Raw genomic sequence first — 26204 nt, 5'->3', positions numbered from 1 at the left:
AAATGCGGCAACTCGGCACGGAACAACGTGGACGAGTGTGCTCACCGAGGTGCGAGCGATGACGTCGCGTCGACTGCCGGCTCCCGCCGCCTTCGTCGCCGCAGTCGTCTCGTTCTTCACGATGATGGCTGCCGCCGGCGCCCCGAGCCCACTGCTCGTGCTGTATCAGCAGCAATGGGGCTTCCCGGCCTGGCAGCTCACCGTGGCCTTCTCCATCTACGCGCTCACGCTGCTCCTGACGCTGCTGACCGTCGGGGCGCTGTCCGACTTCGTGGGGCGCAAGCCGATGATGCTCAGCGCACTCGTCGTACAGGTGGTGGCGATGGCGCTGTTCCTGGCTTCGACCGACATCGGCATGATCATTTCCGCGCGAGCGGTACAGGGTGTCGCGACAGGCATCGCGACGAGCACATTCAGCGCGTACATCAGCGAGATCGCCCCGCCGCGCCTCAAGAGCACCGGAGCTTTGCTGGTCAGCATTGCCCCGCTTGGCGGGCTCGGTATCGGTGCCATTCTCACCGGTGTCGCGGTGCAACTGACCTCCGCGCCGGCCCCGCTGGTGTTCACGGTCGCTCTGGCCGTCTTCTCGACCGCCCTGGTCGCGCTGATCTTCGCCCCCGAGACCGTGAGCAGAGAACCCGGAGCCGTCGCGGCGATGGTTCCGCGTCTGCGGGTTCCTGCCGCTGCCCGTCGATCGTTCATGGCGGTCACACCTGGCCTCATCGGGATCTGGATGGCCGCCGGGCTCATGCTCGGCCTCTCAGCATCCATCGCACATGACGAGTTCCACCTCCGCGGCGGCCTCATCAACGGACTGCTGGTCGCCCTCCAGCCACTGACGGCGACGCTCGCAACAGTGGTGATCGGCCCCCTCCTTTCATCGCGCAAGCTCGTCCCGCTGGGTTATATGTGCGTGTTGGTGGGGGTCACGCTGGAGGCAGGATCATTGTGGCTGGCGAGCTTCCCCCTCATTCTGATCGGGGCGGCTATCGCGGGCATCGGATTCGGGTGCGCCTTCTCCGGTGCGCTTGGAACGCTGACGCCGATCGCTGCCGCGCATGAGCGCGCAGAGCTTTTCTCTGCGATCTATCTCGTGGGATACCTTGCATACGGCATCCCGACCATTCTGATCGGCGTGCTCATCGGCAAGGTCGGTCTGTCTGCGGGAACACTGACGTATTCAGCGGCCATTCTCATTGCCACCCTTTACGCACTGATCGCGTTTCTCGTGGACGGCAGACGTCGTGTTCAGACGCGAATACGTCCGCTGCCCGAAAGCCAGTCCCAGACTTCCGCCGGAAAGCAAGGCGCTTCGGCGGGAACTGAGGCCGCAGGTAGGCGCATGAGCACCGGAGAGGCACATGAATGACGCAGCCGCACATCACGGCCCGCGCGCCTTGTCCGGTCGTACGAGTCGTACGAGTGGTGCTTCCTCCCGGCGGCCGTCGCATCACCTCGCCCGAGTCTCCGAGCTCTTCTCCTGACGCTTGGCGACGGTGGCGCGGGCAGTTCCCCCGGTACTGCTGTCCCGCGCCATCACCTCTGCCCGCGCCGCAGCCGGGATGCACCGGGCGCTGCGACACGAGGACCGCGTTACAGCGAAGCGACTCCGACTTCAGAAGCGGAGCGCTCCCGGACGCCGTTCGGGCTCCTACCTGCGCAGACGTGGGATTGAGGCCACCATCCCCGTACCGGCGGACGGGGTCGGGAACCGCCTCGGGTGTGGATCGCGTGGCGCCGGCAGCCGAGGCTCGGCAAGACGACTGTAAGCAGCGGTACGCGGCCGAATGCGGGATCAACAGGCTCATGCGCCACCGGGCGGACAGGGTGCCGCGAACCCGGGGCCAGCCGCTACACCGTGGTTTCGTGTGACGCCACGAGTCGAGCCCACTCGCTCTCGCCAACCCGTACCAGAGCGGCGCGCAGATCCCGCCAGTCGTCATCGACGAAGACCTCGGCGTCGAGCTCCGCCACAAGAGTGCCCGCTTTCCGCAACGCCGCATGACCATCATTCGTCAGCTTCATGACCGCCGCGCGGCCCTGCCCGACGCCGCCGACGGCCTGCACGAGGCCAGCCGTAATCATGCTCTCCACAATGGGGTGCAGACTCTGCACCCGAATACCTGCCCGGCGAGCCAGCGAACTGAAAGAGATTCCGGGCTCGGACGCCAAATGGCCCAGCAGCCCGAGCTTACGCATCGAGAGTCCGCGTTCCTGCAAGGCAGTTTCCAGGCGCGACTCCAAGGACCGGGCCTGCAGGATCATGGTCATCACCGGGTTCACCGGTATGCGTGTCGCCGCAGCGCCATCGACCCGCTTCGTCAAGGCGTCCCCTTCAGTCATCAGCCGCGTCCTTACGCGTAAGTGTACGGACGCGGACCTCACAGGCGACCGACGCGCGCACAGCAGCACGCGGAAGGGACTTTCAGGGCATGAAGGCGAGCCTGTCACGCACGGAGGCCGACACATCCGCGGCTCCGGCCGTCCGCCCAGGGGCACGGCGCGCACGATACGGGCCCCGCCGCCCGCCGGAAGTCCTCGTGCGGCAGGAGACACCGCGGATGACGGCGCGCACGCAGGTCCGCATGGACGACGGGATCGAGGATCGGGACGTGATCCGGCCGCGGAACGCGTCAGGACACGCATGGCAGATTTGTGAGAGCCCACCAGGGCCGGCGTCGTGGTCGCACCCCGTGCGCGAGCGGACGAAACCTTCACTTGGGATTCTGCGGCCGTACGACTTCTGCCTTCACGCGCAGGGTGTCACTGTGCTCGAAGCGCAGATCGAACCAGATGTCATCGCCCACCCGCCAATCGCGGTCCGCGGGCACTGTGACATCGCTCGACGACGGCGTCATGTCCAAGGAGCGAAGAGCGGGCACCCGGATCTGGTCGGCTGGTTCCCTGAAGGCCGCACCGTGCGGTGTCATACGGTGCCGGCTCAGGGCGATGGCCCCCCGCACGGAAGGCGAGGTCACCTCGGTCAACGCGTCCGCTCCGTCGCCCTTGTTGGTGATGCGGAAGAACGCGGCCGTGACCGGTGTGGCGCCAGTCGGCTGGAACACCCACGCGCGGGTGACCTCAAGGTCGGGCGGAGTGCCGGCATGGCCGAGCGAGGTCCAGGCCGTCAGCCCTCCCAGTGCCACCAGGCACGCGCCTATCGGAGCAACCGCGGTCAGCGCCTGCCGCTTGAACCGGTGCATGGCCGAGGAAGCGGCATTGCAGACGGCGCTTCCCGCATTGGTCTCGGTCACAGACTGCTCCTCACCCTCTGGCGAGCCTGGCGTGCGCGCGCAGGGACTGGTTGCCAGGTCCGCAGACGCAGGCTATTGGCGACGACCAGGACGGAGCTGACCGACATGGCGGCGGCAGCCAGCATGGGGTTGAGCAAGCCGACCATCGCCAGCGGAACGGTGACGACGTTGTAGCCGAACGCCCAGGCCAGGTTCGTGCGGATTATGGTCAGCGTGGTACGGGATAGGCCTACGGCATCGGCCAGCGCGTCGATATCCCCGCGCACCAGCGTCACGTCCGCAGCACCGATCGCCACGTCCGTGCCGGTCCCCATGGCGATTCCCAGGTCCGCCGAGGCGAGCGCGGCAGCGTCGTTGACGCCATCGCCGACTACCGCAACCCTGCGTCCCTCCTCCCGCAGAGCGGCAACCAGAGCGACTTTGTCCTCGGGAGAGCATCTGGCGTGAACAGTGTCGATGGCCAGCTGCGCGGCCACCGCTCGAGCCGGTGCCTCCCGGTCACCGGTCGCCAGGACCGGCTCCACACCAAGGCGCCGCAGCCGGTCCACGGCGCGATAGCTGCCGGCACGCACGATGTCGCCCACCGCGATCACCGCCTGCACCGTACCCTCCACGCGCACCTGCACGGCCGTGTGCGCTGCGCCCTCGGCGTCCCGAAGCGCGTCGGTAAGGACGCCGGGCAGCTCTCCGGAAATGGCCAGAACCTCGACCAGCCGACCCTCCACACGACCCCGCACCCCGCGTCCGGGTGTCGCGGCGAAACCCTCGACAGCGGGCAGGGATTCGACCGTGCGGCGGACGTACGCGGTGATCGCCCTGCCCACGGGGTGCTCGGAGGCATCCTCGACAGCGGCTGCCAGTCGCAGCACCTCCGGCTCTCCCAGACCGTCTGGAACGGCCGTGACGCGAACGATGCTCATGTGTCCCGAAGTCAGCGTCCCGGTCTTGTCCAGGACGATCGTGTCGATGTGCCGCAGTCCCTCCAGCGCCTGCGCCCCGGTGACCAGCACACCCAGTTGCGCACCGCGGCCTGTCGCCGCCATCAGCGCCGTCGGCGTGGCAAGACCCAGCGCGCAGGGGCACGCCACGACCAGGACCGCGACGCACGCCGTGATCGCTGGCTGTGTGTCGGCGTCTGCCCCCAGCCAGAACCCCAGCGTCATCACCGCCAGCACCAGAATCACCGGGACGAACACCCCGGCCACCGCATCGGCCAGGCGCTGTGCACGCGCCTTGCCGGCCTGCGCGTCGGTCACCATCCGGGTGATGCGCGCCAGCTGCGTGTCGGCTCCCACCGCTGTGGCACGCACGACCAGCAGTCCGCCGGCGTTGACCCCGCCCCCGATCACCGTATCGCCCGGCCCCACTTCGACGGGCTCGCTCTCACCCGACACCAGCGCGTGATCCACAGCCGAGTTCCCCTCGACCACTGCGCCGTCGGTCGCCACGCGTTCGCCCGGACGCACCAGAAATTCAGCACCGACCGCCAACTCCTCGATCGGCACCAGCCGCTCACCCCGTCGCGGATCACGCACCGCGACATCCTTGACACTCAGGCCGGCCAGCGACCGCAGTGCCGCACCCGTACCGCGCCGGGCCCGATCCTCCAGAAACCGGCCGGTCAGCACAAACAGCGGCACCGCGACCGCCGCCTCCAGGTACAGCTGCGCCACTCCTTCCGTCTCCGTCGGCACCAGCGAGAACGACATCTCCATGCCGGGCTGCCCCGCACCGCCGAAGAACAAGGCGTACACCGACCACGCGAACGACGCCACCACACCCAGCGACACCAGTGAATCCATCGTCGCCGCGCCATGCCGAACACCGCGCAACGCCCGTTCGTGGAACGGCCAGGCACCCCAGACCGCTACGGGCGCGGCCAGCACGAAGCACAGCCACTGCCAATCACGGAACTGCAACCCCGGAACCATCGACAAGGCGATCACCGGCACCGACAGCAAGGCCACGACCAGCAGCCGGGACTCCTCCGTACGCTCCGCCGCCTGTTCCCTGCCACCCGCGGCCTTCCCGTTCCGCCGGTCCGCCTCCGTCAGCCGCGAGGTGTAGCCCGCCTGTTCCACCGCTGTGAGAAGCACCTGCGGAGCGACACTCTCGGGATGGCTCACCCGCGCGATGCCCGTCGCCAGGTTCACACTCGCCACGACGCCGTCCAGCTTCGACAGCTTCTTCTCCACCCGCCGTACACACGCCGCGCAGGTCATCCCGCCGACCGAAATGTCAGTCACCGTCAGGGCAGGCATCGTCCCGGACGTCATCAGCCACCACTCCCATGACCCGGGCCCATATCGTCCATGTCGCTCGTGTCACCGAAGTCGGATCCACCGCCCCCAGAGCCTCCGCTCCCGGTTCCGTGCATCCCCGGCGCCACGGGACCCGCCGCATGACCGACTGCGTAAGAAGTCCCGAACACCACGGCCAGCAGCAGAACGAAGCCGAACAGCGCAAGTGGCGGAAGCCATCCGCGCCGAACCGCTTCAGCACCCCGCCTCAGGTCCTCATCGCCTACTACGGTCTCTCTCACTGTCCCTCCCGGAAGCACGAGGCACGCCGCACTCACTCCGAACAACCGTGGTCCACGGCCTGGAATCGCGGCGTCTCCAGAGCAGTCGGGCACAAGATCGGTCGAGTTCCCCGCCGAGCACGTGGCGCACGCCACATGGACCGCACCCGGCGCGATTTCAACGCGGATACACGCCCACCACCGCCCCGCTGCCCCGGGGCAGGTCCTGCTCCGGAGGTCGTCAAGTCCTCGGCCATCACGGGCAATGTCCGGTCCGCATGGGCCGGCCCTGCACGCTGCGGTGCCTCCGCCGGTCCTGCACGGCAGACGGCCCCGATCCGTCACCGACCATGGGCGAGGCGGGCCCCTCCCCGGCCGTCCGGCCGACCGAGATCGGGCCCTTCACCCCCGGTCGGCCACCTGGTACGGCACGAACGTGCTCGCTCCGGCCGCCGTGGCGGCGGTTGTCGACATCACCTCGCCAACCTGTCGTCGCAACCTGCGCGTTCGCCCACTACGTGAGCCGGTTGTCCGTCACAGCGGGCCCTTCCTCCCGAAGGGTGGTTCACCGCCTCCGGCGGTCCGGTGCGGTGGTCGGCCGTCCGACCGGACGAGTTTTCTCCGCTCGGCGGTGAGAACAGCCACGTCTCAGCAGATGACAACGGTGCCGCCCCGACGTCGGGGCGGCGGCACCGTTCTGACTGACGAGGGTCAGGCCGCGAGGAGGCCGCCGGTTTCCTGCGGTGCGGGGGCTACGTAGCCGAGGCCGGCGGCCAGCGTTCCGCGTGCTCGGGCGACGCGGGAGCGGACCGTGCCCACCGGGCAGTGACCCAGCCGGGCGGCTTCGGCGTAGGACAGGCCGAGCAACTGGGTGAGTACGAACGCCTCCCTCCGTTCGCGGGGCAGAGCGTCGATGAGGTCCATGACGGCGACGCCCTCGTCGAAGCCGGGCACCCCCTTGACCTGGCGGCGCTCGGCGGCGTCCTGCCAGTCGGCGGTGTCGGCTATGCGGGGGCGGGCCGCGGCGTGGCGCAGGCTGTCGGCCACTACCCGGCGGGCTATGGACAGCAGCCACGTCCGTGCCGAGGAGCGCCCCTCGAAGCGGTGCAGGCTCGACAGGGCGCGCAGGAAGGTGTCCTGCGTCAGGTCGTCGGCCGCTTGCGCGTCGCTGGCCAGATAGGTCACGAACCGGCGTACGTCGAGCTGGAGTGCCTCAACGAAGCGTTCGACGGCTACGGCGTCTCCGCCGGCGGCGGCAAGGGCGATGGCGGTGACCGTGTCGTCGGTCACCACGGGCAGGGCAGGAGTCATTGCCCGAGGTCCTTTCTCGGATCTCCCTCACAGCACATCTCGGCCCGGCCTCTGCACTCGGGCGTGTCTGGGGCCGTGTCAGGCGGTGTGACGGGAAAGCGGGAGGAGCCGTCCCGCATATGCGGGTACGGCAAGCTCGCCCGGCGGCAGGCAGCCGCATCAGGGCGAGAAACCGGCTGTCATGCGACAGCGGGCACTCCCGGTGGGCCTCGGATGGCCAGAGCGTGGACGAGCAGCCAGGATCGCAGCCGCCGCACCGTGGTGGCGGGGCGGCAGGGCCGCAGACAAGCGGCCGGTAGGGGTGGGACGGCGAGGACCAGGCGCAGCGGGACGAAGGCCCGTTCGGCGAAAAGGCGCAGGAGCCGGAAAGCGACCCGCTCACCTTGCGCCAGCCAGAGGCCGCACAGCAACGCCGCCACCACATGGGCGGCGAGCATGCCCCAAGACACCGTCCCGGTCATGCCGTCCATGTGATGCATGCCGCCCGTCCCGGACGGCGTGGTCATCCCGCCGTGCGCGGCGGGCCTGTGCGTGCTGTGGGTCATCCCGCTTTCGACCGCGAGGTCGTATGCGCGCTGCGCCTGTTGGGGTGTCGCGTTACCGCACAGGAACAGGTGCCCCCGATGCTGCGGACTCATCGCGGAGGACGCAGGCCGGGAGGACTGGGCCACGGTGAAGCTCACGTGCAGGCACGCCTGCACGGCCAGCGTCAGCGAAATCACGGCGAAGTGCCCGCGCTCGCGTCCCGCGACGAGCCATCCGGTCAGCGTCACCCCTGCCGCGGCCAGGATCAGAACGGGCCAGGACAAGCCGGTGCCCGACGTAGCGACGTGGCCTACGACGGCGAGTGAGACGCACACGGCCGCGAACATCGCAGCGCGCACGGCGCGTGACACCCGGCTCACAGGCACGGTCATATCTTGGCACCCCGTCCTGGATCTCTGCGGAGCGGGCCCGCCCTCCTGCGTCTGCCGCGAGCGGTCTGCTTTGAGCTGGGTTCGTCCGTGGTCGGCGAGCAGCCGGTAACCATCAGTCTGTTCTGCCTCGGCGGGAACTATCTCACCGCCGGATGCGGGGGCGGACCCCATCTACTTTCAGTAAGACTGTAAGATGGCGTAGGCCGGGCTGAAGCACACCGGATTCGTGTGGCCGTCGGCAGTGGCGAGAGGAAGAGGACGGTATGCCGGACTCGAAGAGACCTGACGCCCCCTCACGGCAGGCGTCAGGTAGGGATCTTCGATGCGACGCCGTCGCATGCGCGCTTCCCGGCGTTCGACGCGACATGGACGCCTCAGGCCGCCTCGCGATCCCGGAGAACGCCCTCATCCGCCTCGTAGCCCCGCGCCGTTCTCAAGTCCTGTCAGGCGGACCCGCGCACCAGCTTCATCCCGGTGCGGCAGCGCCTCGCAGCGTCGGACGCGGTGACCGAGTATGCCGCCGCAAGCGCGATGTTCGCGATCCTCCCCGGCGTCACGAGCGAGAGCGACCGGTACGGACGTGTACACGGTCATCTCACCGGGCCAGCGAAACGCCACGCCTGATGCGGCCGAATGGTTCGCCACTCGCCCCTCTTCCACACAGCGATAGCAAGGCTCACTCAGATGGCTACCAGCGGCGTCGGTAGCGTAGGGAAAGGACTGCCATGTCGGCACAGATGAAATTCGTCTGCCTTCTCATGCCCAACATCACCCAGCTGGATCTGACGGGACCGGCGCAGGTGTTCTCGCTCATGCCCGGCGCTACCGTCGACCTGGCCTGGCACCGTATCGAACCGGTACCGACAGATGCGAAGTTCTCGATCATGCCCACCGTCACATTCGAGGACGCGCCGCAGGCGGATGTGCTGATGATTCCGGGCGGGGGTGGCGCATTCGATGTTCTCGGCGATGCGCCACTGCTCGCATTCGTCCGGCGACAGGCCGCCGCCGCCCGGTTCGTCACCAGCGTCTGCACCGGCGCTTTCGTGCTCGGCGCCGCCGGACTTCTGCGGGGCCGGCGGGCGACGTCCCACTGGGCGTCCCACGAGATGCTCGGCTGGCTGGGCGCGACGCCCGTGCGTGAGCGCGTCGTGCGGGACGGCAACATCTTCACCGGTGGCGGCGTTACGAGCGGCATCGACTTCGGCTTGACCGTAGCTGCTGAAGTCTACGGCGACGCGACCGCGAAGACGGCGCAGTTGCTGATGGAGTACGACCCGCGTCCACCCTTCGACGCCGGGACCCCTGAGCGACCCGACACCGATCCGGAACTTGTCGCGAACATTCTCGCGAATCGGCGTCGAACTCGTGGCCCGGCGGTCATCGAAGCGGCGCACCGGCTGGGGCTGAACCCGGCACGGATGCGGTGATCGAGCACTCCCGACGGCGTTCTGCGGCGATGAGTTGGGGTGCGGGAACACGCGACAACGACAGACGCCACTCTGCGCCCGCACCGCGGGCCCAGAGAATGCACCAGATTCACGCCCTCGTACTCGAAAGCCACGAGGTGGCCCGGTGCACTGTCGAGCGAGTCATCGGGCAGGCCCAACTACGCGGCGCCGTAAGTGGGAAGAGCCCGCGCACCACCCGACCCGCACCTCAGACCGACACGGCGAGGCCGGCGTGCGCCTGAACGACGGCCGCGGGTACACCTCCTGCTCTGACGCTCGGAGGGGGACTTGTCGGTGTACTGGGCGGCGGCTGAACTGGTCTGCTGACGGCCGACCGTGCCGAGGGCCGATTTGGCCTCTCAGCCTCCGGTCTTCGGCCCGCCGGCTCGCAGACCGTCGAGAAGAACGGTCAGCACGGATTGGTGACTGTGTGCGGGACCAGGCCCGAGTCCCAGTACGCAGACATGAACGAGCACCACACCACCGCTCCCCTCGCCGTCGTCACCGGCGGCAGCGAGGGCATCGGCCTCGCCATCGCCGACGCCCTCGCCGCCGACGGAGCCAGCCTGATCGTCGTCGCCCGCGCCCGCGACAAGCTCCGGGCCGCCGCAGGAGAACTGGAACGGCACGGCACCACCGTGCACACCGTGTCCGCCGACCTCTCCGGGCTCGACGCCCCGGCCCGGATCGCCGCACAGGCCGCGAGCCTTACCGACCGGGTCGACACGCTCGTCAACGCCGTCGGCACCGCCCACCTCGCCTCCCCGGCCGACACCACCCTCGACGCGATGAACACCCCTGGTGCGGTCCGTACCCCCACCTGCGAACGTTCCTACCTTGCCCCCATGACCGCAGAGCAGCGCAGCGCACACGACCGGCAGGTCGAGCGCTCCTACCCCGTGGGGCACCTGGGCACCGCCCACGACATCGCCATGGCCGCGCCACCTACTTGGCCTCGGCCCGGTGGACCACCGGCACCATCCTCGCCGTCGACGGCGGCCTGACCATCCGCTGACCCCCCTCGGAAGGCGAATCCCAACGGCCCGATCACCGGTCGCCGTCAGGCAAGCGCTTCCATAGACCGCCCCGGGCCACGGCTGTCACACGCGTCCTCGCCGACACCGACCAGCTCGTGCAACTGGTCGTCCTCGGCGACGGCCACCAGACGATCCCCCCGCACCTGCCCGCCGACCGGCTCGGCATCACCCACCGCGTCACCTGGCTCGGCATGCCCCGGCGCTCGTGGGCCGGCCGGTTCCGGGCAGCCGGCACGCCCCGGCGGGCTGGGGCGAGGACCGCCTCACCCCTGCGAGCCGGGTCGGCCAGTTTCGGTGGGTTCCCGTTTGTGCCAGGAGCCGGTCCGGGCGTCGTGGGAGACCAGCCCGAGGCCGGCGAATTCGCGGAGCCACCCCTCCATGGGCCATTCGCCCCAACGGTCGTGGAACAGAGCACCGTTGCGGAGGATGTCGTCCAGGTGCTCGACGGGAGGGCGGCTGACGGGGTGGTACTGGTGGTGGGCGGGGGCGCCGCCGATCCACCACATGTCCACGCCGCGGGCGGCGGCGGTCCTGGCGAAGTCCGTGTCCTCGCCGCCGTAGCCGGTGTAGTCCTCGCAGAAGCCGCCGATGTGCCGCCAGGTGCGGGCGGTCAGTGCGAAGGACAGCGACCAGAACAGGCGGTGCTCGCCGCCGTGCAGTACCTCGCCGTCCTCGGGGGAGGGGCGCCCCACGTGCGGGGCGGCGAGGCCGGGCAGGGCGTCGAGGCGGTAGCCGCCGGCGGGCGGGGGCGGAAGATAGGCGACAGTGCCGCACAGCAGGGCGCCGTCCTCGGCGACGTCGGCGTAGCGGGCGAGCAGGTCCGGGCCGGGTACGCAGTCCACGTCGAGGAAGACCAGCAGGTCCGCGTCGGCCTCCAGGGCGCTCCGGGCGCCGGCGTTACGGGCGGCGGCCAGCGGCAGGGCCCCTCCGTCGGCGCGGGGCACGGCCACGACCTCGGCCTCGGGCAGGTGGTCCCGCACCACGTCCGCGGCGCCCGGGTCGGCCATGGCGACGACGACGTAGTGGTCGGGCCGGCGGGTGCCGCGGGCGAGACCGCGCTGCTGCAGAGCAAGATGACTATGGCGTCCCGCGACGAGGGTGATCACCGCGATACGCATGGGCCGCTCTTTCCCCCACAGGAGGGCGAGGCCGTGCCCGTTCGCCCGTCCGGACCGGGCTCCGGGGCAGCCAGGTCGTCCAGCAGCCGAGCGGCCCGTTCGGCTCCGTCGCCCGGGGCCCACAGACCCCACCGGTCGCCACCGTTTCGTACGGCTTCGTCCAGAAGCCGGGGCCAGTCCTGGGGCGCGGGCCAGCGGTCTCGTACGGTGGCCAGCCCGCCCGCCCGCAGGGCGCGGGCGGTGGCGTGCTGTTCGCCGTGCGGTCGGGACTGCGGAACGATCACGGCGGGCGAACGGGCGGCAGCGCACTCGGCCACCGCGTTCTGCCCGGCATGGGTGACCACCACGTCCGCTCGGCACAGCGCCGGCCAGGGGTCGTCGCTCCAGCGGTCCGGGACGCCGAGCACGTTCCACTTCCAGTCGGGGGCGGCCTCCTCCGCCGCGCGCAGGTCGGCCGCGGTCAGTTCGGTGCCACCGGTACCCAGCATCAGCAGAACCTCCCGGTCAGCCGCGGGCCGCTCACGGCCGCGTTCCGTACCGGCGCGGGGGCGGGACCGTCCGTCGTGGCGGGAGAAAGCACCGGTGTGCTCGGTCTTGGCACGCCACTCCTGCGGCCAGCCGGGTTCCGGCAGCGCCGCCGGCCAGGGTGCCAGCAGGGCGTCGGCCAGGTCGTACGCGAGGCGATGGGCGGCGTCGGATCGGTCGCCGCGCATCGCGGCGACGACGACAGGCACGCCCATGAGCCGGGCCAGGGTGGCGACTTCGACGGAGACGTCGCTGACGAGCAGCGCTGGGGCGGCGCGCTCGATCCAGTCGGCGAGGGCCGCCATCCGCGAGCGCAGCCCGGCATGGTGGCGGGGCACCCAGTGCAACCGTCCACGCGCCGTGGGATCGGCCGCGGCGCTGCCGGCTTCGACGCCGGTCGGGCCGGCGTCCACTGTTCCGGTGTCGGCCGGCAGGTGGAGCCAGTCACCGTTCCACTCCGCCGGGCGGGGCAGCGATGACAGGCCGGTGACCGGGGTGCGGGCGTGGCGGGCGATGCACTGCGCGCGGTGCAGGTGGCCCTTGCCGTGGTGGTGGATGTAGTAGCCGATCACGCGACCAGCTCCTCGTACAGCCAGGTGTACTGGTCGGCCATGGTGTCCAGCGAGCAGAAGCGCTCGGCGCGCTCCCGTGCGGCGCGGCGGTCCAGCCGTACGACTTCGGGAATGAGGGCGGCGAGAGCGGCGGCGTCGTCGGCCGGGGCGAGTCGGCCGCAGTCGGGAGTGAGGATCTCGCCCAGTGCTCCCCGGTCGAAGCCGCACACGGGGGTGCCGCACGCCAGCGCCTCGGCGACGACCAGACCGTAGGGCTCGTCCCAGCACGGTGTGACGAGCGCCGCGGCCGCCCCGCCCACCAGCCGTGCCAGCGCGTGGCGGTCCAGATGGCCTTCGTAGCTGATGTCGTCGCCGAGCAGGGGTGCGAGGTGCTCGGCGAAGTATCGCCGGTCACCGATCGGGCCCGCGAGGCGCAGCGGCATTCCGGCCTGGCGGGCCGCCTCGGCCGCCAGGTGGGCCCCCTTTTCCCGTACCAGTCGGCCCGACCAGACGAGGTAGGGGCCGCCCGGTCCGGGGGCCCACATGCGGGTGTCGACACCGTTGCGGACCACCCGGGCCGCAGGGGCGGTCGCATGCCAGGCCGCCGCTGTGTGGGCACTGACAGCGGCGAACGTCACCGGACAGTCGTCCTGAGCCTGGACGGCCGACTCCAGCCAGGGCGTCGGCGGGGTGTGCAGGGTGGTGACGACAGGCTGCCGCAGCGTCGACGCCATCGCCACCGGCAGGTGGTGAAGGCTGTTGTTGTGGACCACGTGGAAACGCTCTCTGCCATCCCGAGCCAGGTACAGCATGAGCTGGAGGTAGGCGTGGTGCTCGGCCATCCACCAGGCGTCGGGCATGCTGATGTCCGCGCGGGCGGCGGTGCTCAGCACCGGCCGGTGAACGGGAAGCTCGCGCACTCCGAGGGCCGGGTCGGAACCGGGGGCGGCGAACAACTCCACGTGGTGCCCCCGGTCGGACAGCGTCTTCGCGAGCGTCCAGGTGTGCGCCTCAAGACCGCCGGCGAACGGCTCGCGGACGGGGAATCGGGCGGAGGCGATCAGGGCGATCCGCAGGGGGACGCTCATCGGGTGAGTTCCCGGTACAGGGTCAGGTGGGCGGCGGCGATCCGAGCTCGCTCGGCCGCCCGTCCGCCGGCCTCGGCCCGCCACCGCGGTCGTGTGCGGTACGCCCGCAGCGCCGCGTCGCGCAGGGATGGTGCGTCCAGGCCGTCCTGCTGGGAATGGCCGTAGGTCAGACAGGGGCGCTGCTGGGCGTAGAAACCGCAGTCCGGGGCGGCCACGGCGGTGCCCAGGTCGTGGCAGGCCTCCAGCCAGCCGGAGTGGGTGCCGAAGGTGTACGGCAGGACGGACAGGTCCAAGCCGCTCAGGTACTCCCACAGCTGGTCGTCGGCGAAGTAGTCGTGCACCCGCAGAGTCAGCAGTCCGCGTCCGGCGAGCGCCTCCAGGTCCGTCAGCACATCGGGCGCATAGGCGTGCGCTGCCGGGTCGCCCACCTCGCGGTGGATGTTCACCAGCAGTTCCGCGCCGGGGAGATCGGCCAGCGTCTCGGCGAGCACCCGCACCACCGGCAGCACGGCCATGTTCGGCCGCAGGCTCTTGGCGTGGACGCCGACGGTGAAGCTCTCCCGGCCCCTGGGCGGCCGTGCCCTGGCGATGAGGGGCGGCCGCACCACATGCGGGTGCGGCAGCACCGTCGCCGTACGGTTCCAGCGCCGGGCGATCTCGGCGGCGGCGGCGGGCGTGAGCGTGATCAGCCGGTCGGCTCCCGGGACGAGCACGTCCAGCGCGTCCCCGTGCGGTCCGGGATCGGCCTGGTGGGGGTTGCGCAGATCGTGGACGGTGTAGACCAGTGGCTTGCCGTGCCTGCGCAACGCGCCGACGAGGTCGGTGAGCGCGGCAGGGCTCTGCGCGTCGAAGCCGAAATGGAGGTGGAAGACATCGAAGTCCTCGTGGTGCGCGTCCACCCAGGCGGGGTCGAGCATGACCGGCGGCCACCACCGCTGGGAAGTACTGGGCGCGCCATTGGGCCGGGGGTCGGCAAGCCGTACGACATCGCCCGCGGTCCTCTCGTCGCCGCAGTGCCGGACGTACACATGGCCGGACGGGACGGAAGCGACACGCAGCGAACTGCCGGTTCGTCCGGGAGATCGCGGGGCGGGCGAGGCGGGCTGGGCGATCATCAGTGTGCAGGCTCCCGACGTAGGTGTTCCGATGCCCCGCGCTGCCCATGCCTACTGAGCGCGCCGGCGTACTTCTGCCCCTTCTCGTGACCCGCTCGGACCAGGAAAACGACGGGCTCGGGGCGACAGCGGGAAGCACCGCTCAGGGCGCACAACAGCAAACCACCCACCATGGTCACGGGACAGGGCCAGGATCGGCCTCGTCACACTCGTCAGCGGCCACCGGTCCTGAATCAGTGGGTAGCGTCATGGACGAGACCGTGCGGCTGGTCCCGGTCCGCGCCGAGGCCCCGGTCTGGTCCGGGAGCCGCACACACCGACCGAGCGGTTCGGTCACTTCGAGGCCCTGGAGCATGCGCCCTCGTTTTATGAAGTATGCACCCCCGAGCCGGACGAAGCCGCGCCGGGCGCCGAAGAAGGAGCAGCACAGGCTGCTGGCCTCCCCGGGTCCCGTCATGGCGTCGGCGATGAGGGGTCCTCGGCAGCTGCGGTGGACGATCGGCGGGTGAGACGGAGGTCGGTCAGGGCGATGGAGACGGCTGAGGCGACCACGAGGGCGTTGAGGAACAGGGCGAGGCGCGGGCCGCTGCCGACCAGGGTGCCCGCCAGTGCGGTGCCGGCCGAACCGGCGGCCATCTTCAGCCCGGCCATCGTCACGAACACCTGCGCTCGGGCGTTGGGCGGGGAGTACACCGAGCGTACGGCCAGGGACGCGGTGAACAGGACCGCGCTGGTGGCTCCCGCCAGGGCGAAGGTCGCCAGGGCGAGGACGTAACCGGGTGCCAGGGCGCAGAGGCCGACGGCCACGGCGTTCGCGGCGATCAGCCGCAGCACCCAGCGCTCCGGTTCCCCGGTGAGCGGGAACACGCCGGTCAGCAGCGCTCCGCAGAGGTTGCCGACGCCATAGGCGGCGCCGAGGGCGGCGCCCGCGCCCGCGGAGCCCTGAAGGTTGTGGCCGAAAACCACCGCGATCACCATCACGCCGCCGGTGCTGATCGAGGTGATCATCGTGGCGATCATGACGCGCCGCAGCGGACCTCGTCGGACGATCACCCCGAGGGCGTCCCGTACGGGCATCGAGCGCTGCCTCGCGTCGGCGGTCCGGTGCTCCTTCGGCAGCATGAACATCAGCAGGCCGGCCACCACACCGGCCGCGCCCAGCGCGACAACCGCGGCCAGGGCCCCGGACAGGGCGGTGATCGCAGCGACCGCGGCCGGTCCGAGGATGTTGCTGCTTCCGTAGGTCGCCGAGTCCCAGCCCTCGGCCCGGCGCTGGGCGCGGGTGTCCTCACCGACGATCAGTGCGAGCCGGCTGCTGAGCCCTCCCGTCATCAGCGGGTCGCAGAGACCGCCGACGACGACGAGCAGACCCACCAGGACGACGGGCAGGCGGTCCAGCGTCAGACCGGTGGCGGCGAGCATCAGCCCGAAGACGACGAACGCGGCCGCCAGCCGGAATCTGGGGTCGCGGGCCTCCTCCAGCCAGCGCGCCATCCACGGTCCGGCGATGTTCGGCAGGGTGAGCAGGGCCGCCAGGATGCCGCCGAGCGCTGCTCCGCCGTGGCCGGGCCTGGCCAGCGTCAGCGCGACGAGCGCGACGGGAGCGCCGCCGCTCGCGGAGCGTACGAGCGTGGCCGCGGTGAGATAGACGGCGAGCGAGATCCCCCGGCGCTGCCGTAACTTTCCCTCGACTCCGGGCGCGTCCGGTGTCCGCAGGGCGCCGGATGTCGTGTTGCCGTCGGCGGGCTTGCGGCGGTCGGGCACGTCTTCTCCGTTCGGTGAGGTCCGGCCGCGGTGACCGGACGCGTTGTCGCTCCTCGTGTCCGCGGGGGTCCGCCGACCGCCGCGCCTCATGCGACCGGAGCCGGGGTACGAGTCCGCTCGGCCAGCAGCGCGAAGCCGAAGAGAGCCTCGATGTCGGTCTTGACCGCCGAGCACGCCGCTTCGGCCTCGGCCGGCGTGGAGGCGAGGGCGCGCAGCATGCCGAACGAATCGAAGTTGGTGCGCATGGGCGGCACCACGTCACCGGCCTTCACCCGCACATAGCCGGAGTGGAGTCGGGCGAGGAAGGGGGCGAACCAGTCGCCGGGAAGGCGGGCGGGCACAGTGGACTTCTCGTGGGCGGCGAGAAAGGAGTGCGAAGCCGACCCCCGCAGCGGCAGCGGGCCGCCGGGCAGAGGTGCGCCGAGGAACAGGTCGGCCAGGAGGGCGAAGACGTCCACCCCGGCCACACTGCTGATGGTGTCGGGCAGGGAACCGCCCGTCAGGCGCGGGTTGACCTCGATGAGCCGGAAACCGGACGGGGTGTGCATCACCTCCACGTGGAAGATGCCCAGGTCGAGCCCGAGCGCGCGGCACACCCCGACGGCGTAGCGGCCGAGCGCGGCCTCGTCGGCGGCCGGCAGCCCGGACGGGACGGTGCATCCCAGTTCCAGCACCGGGTTCTCCACGCTCACCTTCCGGCTCGCGCACACGAGCGGGACCAGATGTCCTTCGGACGCGGCGACCTCCACGGAGTACAGGTCCCCGGACACCAGTTCCTCCACCAGGTACCGCTCGTCGAGCTGCCGGGCCATGCCCTCGGCGAGCTGGTCGCGGTCCGCCGCCGCGGCGGCGAAGTGGGCACGCACCGCGGAGGGGTCGCGGGCGATGGAGGTCACGGCCTTCCCTATCCCGAGAACGGGCTTCACGATCACCGGGTAGCCGATCGTCTCGGCGGCTTCCAGTGCCTGGGCGGCATCCGTGACCACCTGGAAGCCGACGCTCGGCACCCCGCGCTCGCGCAGGATGCGGCGGCACTCGCCCTTGTCCCGGGCCGCGAGGGTGCCGCCCGGGGAAGTGCCACGCGCACCGATGCGGGCGGCGAGATCGGCGGCGGCCTGCGCCCCGTAGCTCAGCGTGGAGAGCACCGCGTCGACGCTCCCGGGGTCCGCGCCGGAGGCGAGCAGCGCTCCGTACACCGCTTCGCCGTCCAGGGGATCGGTGAACGAGGCCGTGTGGTCGGCGAGTTGGATGGCCTGGCTGCGCTGCGCCGGAGGGGCGGTGAAGTCGTAGAGAGGGCAGTGCAGATAGGTCACGGTGTGACCGCGTCGCTTTGCGTGGGCGAGTGCCTGAACGCCCAGACCCGTGGTCTCCACGAAGAGGAGGTGAGACATTGCGGCCCTTCCTCGCCGCGCGGCGGCGGGGGATCGATCCGAACGGATGCGGGATGGCGCGGGACAAGGTAGGTGTTCCCGCTGAGCGGGATTCATGCCCGGCAGGTCAGGGCGTCACTGGGAACCGCCGGCTGCCGGGCGGAGGTGCCTTATCGGGGTCGTGCCGCATGACGTGGGCCTATGCGCGGACACACAGAGGTGCCAGGTGTTCACTCCCGGTCAAGAAGTGAGATGTAGGTCACATTTACCTGTGGAGGGCGTGTGATTCACACGGTGCCGGTTAACCGGATCAGCGGAACGACAGGCTCATCCTGAGGGCGGCGTGCCGTCCGGTGGGTCTCACGGCGTTTCTGCGCTCCATGAACCATAGGGTCGAGACCAACCGGTCCCGACCGTGCTTTCGAGCCGGGGGAACTTGTGAGCTACAGCGCGAAGACGATGCCCGTCTTAGACAGGCCGCTGCTGTTACCGCTGGGAAGGCGGGCCGGTGACATCAGCACGGTCCTCTTCCCTCCCTTGGGAGGCGGCCTCCTTCCCTATCTGGGTCTCGTCGCCCACCTCTCTCGCCAAGGTCCCGTGTACGGCATAAGGGCGCTCGGCCTGGAGGAAGGCGAGGAGCCGGACACTCGCATACCGGACATGGCCGACCGTTACGCCGAGGCGGTAGCCGCCCTCCCCAGCTGTCCCAGCCTGTTCGTCGGCTGGTCGCTCGGCGGACTGCTCGCCTTCGAGACGGCGCGGCGGCTGTCCGGCGGCCACGTGCCCGATCTGGTGCTCGTCGACAGCAGTCCGACACCGATCCACGAAGAACCCGGGGCCTATGTCACGGTGCGCCGCCAGGTGCTGAGCCAGGCCGCGGCGCACCTGGACGCGGATGCTCTCGCCCGCACGGAACGCACCGTCGACGCCCAGATCGAGGCCCGCACCCGCTACCGGGCGGAAGGCCGGCATCCCGGCCGCGCTCTGCTGATCACCTGCACCGGCAGTGAGGACCCGCAGCAGGTCCAGCGCTGGTCGCCACACCTCGCGGACATCTCCGTCCACCACCTGGACACCGACCACTTCGGCGTCCTGCGCGCACCACACCTGCGCCAACTTTCCTCACACATCCAGCAGTTCGCCAAAAACCTCGGCAACGGCCGGACGCACCGCCGCGTGCCTGGCGCGGAACGGCGCAGAGTCGTCGCGGTCCCCGGCCGCTGACCGAGTCCGCTTCGCGGACGCACTCACAGCTTCCCGCCCCGCGCCACGGCCTGACGGCCAGCGCTGTCAGCCCCGGTCCTTCCCCTTTCTCTCTTTCCTCAGTCTCGCGGGGTGCACGACTGTCTCCGCCGCAGACGGTCCACACGACTGCCCGTCAACAGTCACTCTCCGTCGTCGGCCATGCGCTCCGCGTCCACGAATGCCTCACACCTCTCTCGTTTCGGCAAAGGAATGGCATGCAGCACGCACAGACCACGCCGCACCACTTCACGAGCGTCGTCAAGAAGGTCGTCGCAGCGGCTTCCGAACCCCCCGTCGATCCAAGCGTCCTGAAAGACGACGAACCGCTCAACGGCGATCGTCTCCGCATCAACTCCCTGTCTCTCATCGGCCTCCTGGTCCAGGTCGAGGAGGAGACCGGCGTCGTGCTCTCCGACGAACTGTTCGTCGGCAGGTCCTTCGCCACCGTCGCCGACATCACCGCGATCGTCGAGCAGAGCAGCGAGGCCGCCGCATGACCGACGTCCCCCGCCGGTGGCGCAGCGTCCTGCCTCACCTCGGACAGCCGCTGCCGGCCGACCGCACCCAGCACTCCGCCGGCAACGGCGGCAGCGTGCAGGCGAACCTACCGATGGAGCTCGTCCGTCAGAGCGTGCAGTCACGCGAGTACTGGGACATTCCCGAGGAGGTGGCGGACGCTTACCGGCGTTTCCGTCCCACTCCGTTGTGGCGGGCCCGCGCCTTCGAGGAGGCGGTGGGCGCCAGGGTGCCGATCTGGGTGAAGTACGAGGGCGGCAACATCTCCGGCAGCCACAAACTCAACACCGCGCTCGCCCAGGCCTATTACTACCACCGGGCCGGGGTGCGGGAATTGGTCACCGGCACCGGAGCCGGCCAGTGGGGCACCGCGCTGGCCGCTGCCTGCGCCCGCTTCGGAATGCGCTGCACCGTCTTCATGGTCGGCGGCAGTCTGGAACGCAAGCCCTACCGGGGTGTGCTGATGCGGATGCTCGGCGCGCGCGTCATCTCCAGCCCCAGCACCCTCACCGAGGTCGCCCGCTCCGGCCGGTCGGCGGGCAACAGCCTCTCCCTCGCGATCGGCGAGGCCGTCGAGTACGCCGCCCGCACGGACGGAGCGGCGTTCTGCATCGGCAGCGGCGAGACCTACAGCATCCTGCACCAGTCCGTGATCGGCCTGGAGGCCATCGACCAGCTCGCCGAACAGGGGGGCGAGGTCGACGCCGTGGTCGGCTGCGTCGGCGCGGGGTCCAACTTCGGCGGCATCGCCCTGCCCTTCCACGCCCTGGCCGCCACCGAAGGCGGCGAACCGCCGGCCCTGATCGCGGCGGAGTCGAGCACGACCCCGAAGCTCACCCGCGGCGTGTACGCCTACGACCGCACGGACGCCACCGACTCGTCCCCACTGGAGGCCATGTACACCGTCGGCAGTGAGTACGCCATTCCCGACTCCCATTCGGCGGGTCTGCGGTACCACGGTGCCGCCAAACTCATCTCCGCGATGCGGCACGCCGGACAGATCTCCGCCACCGCCGTCGACCAGGTCGCCGCCCTCGCCGCCGGCCGGGCCTTCACCACGGCGGAGATGACCCTGCCCGCACCGGAGTCCGGACACGCCCTGGCCGCCGCCGCCCGCGTGGCGGGCGACGGCGACGCGGACGGCGACGCGCCCCGCGCCCGCACCGGAGTCCTGGTCTGTGTCAGCGGTCACGGTTATCTGGACCTCGGCGCCTACCAGCAGTTCCTCGAGGGCGAGCTGACCGACCGCGCCCCGGACCCGGCGGCGCTCACCGACGCCGTCGCGGGCCTCACCCGCATCGACGCGACCGTGGACACCGCCGTGCCGCCCGAGCGGATCACGGTTCCGCCCGCCGTGGGGACGGGACTGCCGGTGGGCAGGACCGCGGGTCTCGAGGAGGTGCGATGACCGCCCCCGTCATCCCTCAGACCGCCCCGCCGGCGGAGCTGCGCGCCGAGCTGATGGACTGCCTCCAGGTCAACCTGGCCTGGCTGGCCCGTGCCGAACACGGCGTGTCGCCGCTCGTCCTCGGTGCGCGCCTGGAGTTCGAGCCCCGTGACCGCGGTCCCGGTCGCCTGCCGACAGTCGAGGCGGGCACGGACACTCACGTGGAGCGCACCGCCGAGGCCCTCGGTCTGTCCATCACGGACCGCCACACCCTCGGGTCCCGCGCCGAGTTCCCGCCGACCGGCCTCGGCACCGTGTACGTGATCGCCGACGCCTATCACCTGCCCTGGGTGCCATATCGCGGCCACGCCCACATGGACCACAGCTTCCTGCTCGGCAGGGACGCCTCCGGGCGAGCCGAGGTGCGCGACGGATACCACAACGACACCCCGTACGGACCGGCCCGGCCGGGCACCTGGACCCTCACCGGGCAGGAGCTCACCGAGGCACTGCCCGACGGCGCGCGCGTCTACCGCACGACCCGCGCCGGGATGCCGCAGGCCGTCACCGAAGCCGTACCGGCCGCTGCGGCGGCTGTCGAGTCGTACGTGCGCGCCTACCGGGAGCACCCCGACCGGGAAGAAGCCCTCGCCCGACTCACCCTGGAGACCTGGCTGCTGGCTCGGGCCCGGCGGCTGCACGCCGCGCACCGGGCCGCTGCCGGCGGTACGGCGACGGCGGTCGAGGAGCACCTGACGGCCTGGGGCAAGCTGACGGAACAGACCTTCCTCGCCCACCGGCGTGTCCAGCGCGGCCGGCCGGAGCCCACCGGCCCGCTGGAACGGCTCGCCGAACTCCTGCACGCCGACGCACAGGTGTTCACCGCGCCGTCACCGGCCCGGGAGACCACCCCGGCCACGGCCGGAGCCGGGACGGCGGAAACCGGCTCTCCGGACATCGACGCGCTGCGCACGACCGTCGCCGAAGAGGCCGCCGCCGTGCTCCGTGTCCCGGCCGCCGAGCTGTTGGCGGGCCGTGCGCTGACCGAGGTACCGGGCTTCGGCTCGTTCCGCATGGTCGACATCGTCGAGCGGATCGAGCGACGGCTGGACATCGAGTTCGACGCCGACGACCTCGTCCCGGAGAACCTGCACGACCTCAGCGGCCTGTGCCGCATCACAGCCCGCGCTCACCGGGAGACGCCGTGATCCTGCTGCACGATCTCATCGACACCGCGGCGGACCGCGCGCCCGACACGCTCGCCGTCGCCACCTCGCGGGACTCCCTCACCCATGGCGAACTCGCCGTCGCCAGCCGTACGGCCGCCCATTGGCTGCGGACTCTCGGCGTCCGCCGCGGGGAGCGCGTCGTGGTGCTGGCTCCCTCGCTCGTCGAGGTCGCCGTCGTCGTCTACGCCGCCTCCCGGATCGGCGCCCCCTTCGCGCTGCTGCACGAACAGACCCGAGGGCGAGCCCTGGCCCACGTCCTGGATGACGCCGAACCCGCCCTCGTGCTCGCCGACGACGAGGACGCCCGGCGCCTGGCCGCCGAACGCGGCATCACCTCCGTCCCCCTCTCCGACGTCCCGCGAGGCCCGGACCCGTCCCCCGGCAGGCCCGCACCGACCGCCGAAGAAAACAGCGTCGACACTCCGCTCCCGGTCGACCCGGTCTGCCTGATCTACACCTCCGGCACCACAGCGGCCCCGAAAGCCGTGGTGAGCACGCACCAGCAGGCGCTGTTCGCCATCCACGCCATCCAGGGTGAATTGAAGTACCGCCCCGACGACGTGGTCTACAGCCCGCTTCCCCTCTCCTTCGACTATGGCCTCTACCAGTTGTTCCTCGGTGCGCTGAGCGGGGCGGCCGTACGGCTCGGGCTGCCCGCCGAAGTCGGGGCCACCCTGCTGCGCAACATCGAGGCCGCGAACGCCACCGTCCTGGCGTCCGTGCCCGCCATCGCCGAAACGCTGGCCAAACTGGTGCGCCGCTCACCCGACCACGGCCTGCGGCTGCGGCTGCTCACCAACACCGGTGCCGCGATGCCCCCGCAGCCCCTCGTTGTACTGCGGGCCGCCGTCCCCGGGCTGCGTGTCCAGCTCATGTTCGGGCTCACCGAATGCAAACGGGCCGCCATCAACCCGCCGGACGCGGACCTGGAGCACCCCGGGAGCTGCGGCCGGGCCCTGCCCGGAACCGAGATCTACGCGGCCGGCCCGGACGGGGAGCGGCTGCCCCCGGGCGAGACCGGCGAACTGGTGGTACGCGGACCGCACGTCATGGCGGGCTACTGGCGCCGCCCCGAGCTGACCGCCCAGCGGTTCCCGCGCCGCGCCGGACTCTTCCCCGAGCTGAGGACCGGCGACCACGGATGGCTCGACGAACACGGCTTCGTCCACTTCGCCGGCCGCCGCGACGACATCTACAAGGAGCGCGGTTTCCGGGTCAGCGCCACCGAGGTGGAGGCCGCCGCCCGCCGAGTGGAGGGCGTCGGACAGGCCGCCGTCCTGCCGCCGGCCGAAGGTTCGCCGGCGATCCTCGTGGTGGTCTCCGACCGTGCGCCCGCGGACGTCCTGGACGCCATGTGCGAGGAGATCGAGGAGTTCAAGGTGCCGGGCCGCTGTGTGCCGCTGCCCGCCCTGCCCCTGACCCGCAACGGCAAGGTCGACCGCAAGGCCCTCGCCCAGGAGGTGGCCAGCCTTGTCTGACACCGCCATCGCCCGGCCCGATGCCGGGGCCGTCTCCGACGCCCTGCCCGCGGCGGTCTCCGCCGCCCTGGACGCGGGCGTAGAGACGCCCGCCTACGTGTACGACCTGGCCCGCGTCCGGGACAACGCCGCCCGGCTGCGCGGGGCCCTGCCCGAACCGGCCGACGTCTACTACTCCCTCAAGGCCAACTCCCACCCCGGCGTTCTGCGCACCCTCAGGGAGGCCGGGACCCTGCCCGAGGTGTGTTCCCCCGGCGAACTGGACGCCGCGCTCGCCGCCGGGTGGGACCCCGCGCAGGTCCTCTACACCGGGCCCGGCAAACGCGACCAGGACATCGAACGGGCTCTGGAGAAGGGGGTCCGTGAATTCTGCGCCGACTCTCCGACCGGCCTCGACCAACTCGACCGGCTCGCCGGCCGGGCGGGGATGCGGGTACGGACGCTGCTGCGTGTCAACGACGACCGCCCCGCTGCCGGACAGGGCCTCGCCATGACCGGGGTCGCCTCCCAGTTCGGCGCCGACGCGCGGTGGATCACCGACGAGCCGGAGCGCTTCGGGGACCGCACCCACGTCGAGGTCACCGGCCTGCACCTCTACATGGGCACCAACCTGACCCGCCTGTCCGACCTGCTGGCGCAGTTCCGGCAGTCGCTCACCACGGCGGCCCAGATCCGCACCGTCCTGGCCCGGCACACCGCCGGGCTGGACACCACCCTCGACCTGGGTGGCGGCTTCGGCGCCCCCTTCGCCAAGGAGGGCGAGACAGCCGACCTGACCGGCCTGCGCGAAGGACTCGCCGGACTGCTCGACGCCTCCGCACCCGGCTGGCGCGACGGTACACCCCGCCCCGCGTACGAGTCCGGCCGTTATCTGGTGGGCACCGCCGGGACCCTGCTCACCCGGGTGCTCGACGTGAAGCGCTCACACGGCCGGGACATCGCCGTCCTGGAGTCCGGTATCAACCACCTCGGCGGCCTGGCCGGCCTGCGCCGCCTGCCACCGCTCAACCCGACCCTGCTCACCGGCGCGGCAGGACGTGGCGAACCACGGCCCACCATGGTCACCGGCCCCCTGTGCACCCCGCTCGACACCTGGGCACGCCAGGCGCCGCTGCCCGAGCTGTACCCCGGCGACCTGCTGGCCGTCCCCAACGTCGGCGCCTACGGGCTGTCCGCCAGCCTGCTCGCCTTCCTCGGCCACCCGGCCCCGCTCGAAGTCGCCGTCGACGGCGACGCCGCACCGCACACCAGCCGTCTCACGCTCACCCGGAAGGACTGAACCGCCATGGACGCCGTGTTCGAAAAAGTGCTCCGTGACCACCTGCCCCGCATCCAGGACCAGCCCCTCACCGACGACACCCGGCTGCACGACCTGGGGCTCGACTCCATGAAGTCGGTCGACCTGCTGTTCGCGATCGAGGACGAGATGGGCATCTCGCTGCCCGACGACGACCTCAACGAGGAGACCTTCGCGACCGCCGGTTCGCTGTGGCGGGCCGTGGACGCCGCGCGCACCTCCGAGGCGCTCGCGTGACCGCCACCTCCACCACGCCCACCCCGGTCACCGACGCGGCCGACCGGGGTGAGGGCCCGCTCCTGCTCGCCCCGCTGGTCGAGGAGGTCGCCGAGGTGACCGCGGTACACGCCCGCCGCACCGACAGCGAAGCCGCGTTCCCCGTCGAGGCGCTGGACGCGCTGCGCCGCACCCGGCTGCTCGGCCTGCTCGTGCCGACCGCCGACGGCGGCCTCGGCGGCGACCTGGGCGACGTGCTCACCGCCACCAGGCGACTGGGCCGCGAGGACATGTCACTCGCCATGATCTTCGCGATGCACTGCCAGCAGGTGGCCGCCCTGGTGCAGCACACCGACGGCGAACTGCGCGACGAACTCCTGCCCCGGATCGGAGCCGGCGAGGTGTACCTCGCCTCGGTCACCACGGAGGCCGGCAAGGGCGGCGCACTCCTCACCGCCACCGCGCCCCTCCGACAGCGCGAGGGCCACCTGCTCCTCGACCGCTTCGCGCCGATCGTCACCGGCGGTGCCCACGCGGACGGCTTCCTCGTCACCATGCGCAGCCCGGACTCCGACAACGATCACGACGTCTCGCTGGTGTACGCCGACCGGAGCCAGCTCGAGGTGGCCTCCGCGGGCGGCTGGGACCCGCACGGCATGCGTGCCAGCCACAGCGGCGCGCTCCACCTGCGCGGCACCGTTCCCGACCACCAGGTCGTCGGGGAGCACGGCCTTTTCCGCACCATCGTCACGCACACCTTCGGCCCTCTCGCCCACCTCGGTTGGAGCGCGGCCTGGCTGGGCACGGCCGAGGG

General features: G+C 71.1%; 23 protein-coding genes. 11 read left to right on the top strand and 12 right to left on the bottom strand.

Annotation, left to right across the window (positions count from 1 at the left end; translation table 11 throughout):
- The first annotated feature begins 58 nt into the window (after positions 1-58).
- Entirely contained in the window at positions 59-1369 is a 1311-nt protein-coding gene (locus ACFWN1_RS08415) for an MFS transporter (RefSeq protein ID WP_384359343.1), read from the top strand.
- Between the two features lie 482 nt (positions 1370-1851).
- Here the strand turns inward: ACFWN1_RS08415 and ACFWN1_RS08410 are convergent, their stop codons facing one another.
- The 5 genes from ACFWN1_RS08410 to ACFWN1_RS08390 all read right to left on the bottom strand — a co-directional run bounded on the left by ACFWN1_RS08410 (position 1852) and on the right by ACFWN1_RS08390 (position 8003).
- Entirely contained in the window at positions 1852-2343 is a 492-nt protein-coding gene (locus ACFWN1_RS08410) for a MarR family winged helix-turn-helix transcriptional regulator (RefSeq protein ID WP_384359342.1), read from the bottom strand.
- Between the two features lie 371 nt (positions 2344-2714).
- Positions 2715-3254 (bottom strand): copper chaperone PCu(A)C, encoded by a 540-nt coding sequence (locus ACFWN1_RS08405; protein WP_384359341.1) that lies wholly within the window; start codon positions 3252-3254, stop codon positions 2715-2717.
- Positions 3251-5530, bottom strand: coding sequence for a heavy metal translocating P-type ATPase (locus ACFWN1_RS08400; RefSeq protein WP_384359340.1), 2280 nt, complete (start codon positions 5528-5530; stop codon positions 3251-3253). Before ACFWN1_RS08400 ends, ACFWN1_RS08405 begins: the two co-directional genes overlap by 4 nt.
- Positions 5531-6486: 956 nt before the next feature.
- Positions 6487-7086 carry a sigma-70 family RNA polymerase sigma factor gene (locus ACFWN1_RS08395; protein ID WP_384359339.1) on the bottom strand — a complete coding sequence of 200 codons (600 nt, stop codon included), beginning with the start codon at positions 7084-7086 and terminating at the stop codon, positions 6487-6489.
- Between the two features lie 179 nt (positions 7087-7265).
- Complete coding sequence (locus ACFWN1_RS08390; protein ID WP_384359338.1) at positions 7266-8003, bottom strand: hypothetical protein; 738 nt, start codon at positions 8001-8003, stop codon at positions 7266-7268.
- Between the two features lie 725 nt (positions 8004-8728).
- Here ACFWN1_RS08390 and ACFWN1_RS08385 point away from each other — a divergent pair.
- Positions 8729-9433 (top strand): DJ-1/PfpI family protein, encoded by a 705-nt coding sequence (locus tag ACFWN1_RS08385; RefSeq protein WP_384359337.1) that lies wholly within the window; start codon positions 8729-8731, stop codon positions 9431-9433.
- A 485-nt stretch (positions 9434-9918) separates the two neighbouring features.
- Positions 9919-10458, top strand: a complete 540-nt coding sequence (locus ACFWN1_RS08380) for an SDR family NAD(P)-dependent oxidoreductase (RefSeq protein ID WP_384359336.1) — start codon at positions 9919-9921, stop codon at positions 10456-10458.
- A gap of 56 nt (positions 10459-10514) precedes the next feature.
- On the opposite strand, the gene ACFWN1_RS08375 is transcribed toward ACFWN1_RS08380, so the two are convergent.
- The 7 genes from ACFWN1_RS08375 to ACFWN1_RS08345 form a co-directional block, all read right to left on the bottom strand.
- Entirely contained in the window at positions 10515-10664 is a 150-nt protein-coding gene (locus ACFWN1_RS08375; RefSeq protein WP_384359335.1) for a hypothetical protein, read from the bottom strand.
- Positions 10665-10754: 90 nt separating this feature from the next.
- Entirely contained in the window at positions 10755-11609 is an 855-nt protein-coding gene (locus tag ACFWN1_RS08370; protein WP_384359334.1) for a glycosyltransferase family 2 protein, read from the bottom strand.
- A complete protein-coding gene (locus ACFWN1_RS08365) occupies positions 11594-12706 on the bottom strand; it encodes a glycosyltransferase (RefSeq protein ID WP_384359333.1) in 1113 nt (370 codons plus the stop codon). The genes ACFWN1_RS08370 and ACFWN1_RS08365 overlap by 16 nt, the downstream gene beginning before the upstream one ends.
- The gene (locus ACFWN1_RS08360; RefSeq protein WP_384359332.1) at positions 12703-13773 is read right to left on the bottom strand and encodes a glycosyltransferase; all 1071 of its coding nucleotides are present in this window, start codon (positions 13771-13773) and stop codon (positions 12703-12705) included. Before ACFWN1_RS08360 ends, ACFWN1_RS08365 begins: the two co-directional genes overlap by 4 nt.
- Positions 13770-14888 (bottom strand): glycosyltransferase family 1 protein, encoded by a 1119-nt coding sequence (locus ACFWN1_RS08355; RefSeq protein ID WP_384359331.1) that lies wholly within the window; start codon positions 14886-14888, stop codon positions 13770-13772. Before ACFWN1_RS08355 ends, ACFWN1_RS08360 begins: the two co-directional genes overlap by 4 nt.
- Before the next feature lie 453 nt (positions 14889-15341).
- Positions 15342-16652: an MFS transporter gene (locus ACFWN1_RS08350; RefSeq protein WP_384359330.1), complete on the bottom strand. Its 1311-nt coding sequence runs from the start codon at positions 16650-16652 to the stop codon at positions 15342-15344.
- A gap of 86 nt (positions 16653-16738) precedes the next feature.
- On the bottom strand, positions 16739-18043 hold the full coding sequence (locus tag ACFWN1_RS08345; protein ID WP_384359329.1) for an ATP-grasp domain-containing protein: 1305 nt from the start codon (positions 18041-18043) through the stop codon (positions 16739-16741).
- A gap of 438 nt (positions 18044-18481) precedes the next feature.
- Between ACFWN1_RS08345 and ACFWN1_RS08340 the strand changes: the two genes are divergently transcribed.
- The 8 genes from ACFWN1_RS08340 to ACFWN1_RS08305 form a co-directional block, all read left to right on the top strand.
- Complete coding sequence (locus tag ACFWN1_RS08340) at positions 18482-19246, top strand: thioesterase domain-containing protein (RefSeq protein ID WP_384359328.1); 765 nt, start codon at positions 18482-18484, stop codon at positions 19244-19246.
- 236 nt (positions 19247-19482) lie between these two features.
- Entirely contained in the window at positions 19483-19764 is a 282-nt protein-coding gene (locus ACFWN1_RS08335) for an acyl carrier protein (RefSeq protein WP_384359327.1), read from the top strand.
- Complete coding sequence (locus ACFWN1_RS08330; protein WP_384359326.1) at positions 19761-21191, top strand: TrpB-like pyridoxal phosphate-dependent enzyme; 1431 nt, start codon at positions 19761-19763, stop codon at positions 21189-21191. Before ACFWN1_RS08335 ends, ACFWN1_RS08330 begins: the two co-directional genes overlap by 4 nt.
- A complete protein-coding gene (locus ACFWN1_RS08325) occupies positions 21188-22378 on the top strand; it encodes an acyl carrier protein (RefSeq protein ID WP_384359325.1) in 1191 nt (396 codons plus the stop codon). Before ACFWN1_RS08330 ends, ACFWN1_RS08325 begins: the two co-directional genes overlap by 4 nt.
- The gene (locus ACFWN1_RS08320) at positions 22375-23877 is read left to right on the top strand and encodes a class I adenylate-forming enzyme family protein (RefSeq protein WP_384359324.1); all 1503 of its coding nucleotides are present in this window, start codon (positions 22375-22377) and stop codon (positions 23875-23877) included. The genes ACFWN1_RS08325 and ACFWN1_RS08320 overlap by 4 nt, the downstream gene beginning before the upstream one ends.
- Entirely contained in the window at positions 23870-25156 is a 1287-nt protein-coding gene (locus ACFWN1_RS08315; RefSeq protein WP_384359323.1) for a type III PLP-dependent enzyme, read from the top strand. The genes ACFWN1_RS08320 and ACFWN1_RS08315 overlap by 8 nt, the downstream gene beginning before the upstream one ends.
- Before the next feature lie 6 nt (positions 25157-25162).
- On the top strand, positions 25163-25411 hold the full coding sequence (locus tag ACFWN1_RS08310) for a phosphopantetheine-binding protein (protein WP_384359322.1): 249 nt from the start codon (positions 25163-25165) through the stop codon (positions 25409-25411).
- Positions 25408-26204, top strand: a 797-nt coding sequence (locus ACFWN1_RS08305) for an acyl-CoA dehydrogenase family protein (RefSeq protein WP_384359321.1), incomplete at its 3' end; no start/stop codon positions are given. The genes ACFWN1_RS08310 and ACFWN1_RS08305, both read left to right, overlap by 4 nt.

Source organism: Streptomyces sp. NPDC058459 (assembly GCF_042721685.1).
Lineage (GTDB): Bacteria > Actinomycetota > Actinomycetes > Streptomycetales > Streptomycetaceae > Streptomyces.
Note: the sequence above shows the minus strand (reverse complement) of the source record. Positions and strands in the feature narration are given on the sequence as shown.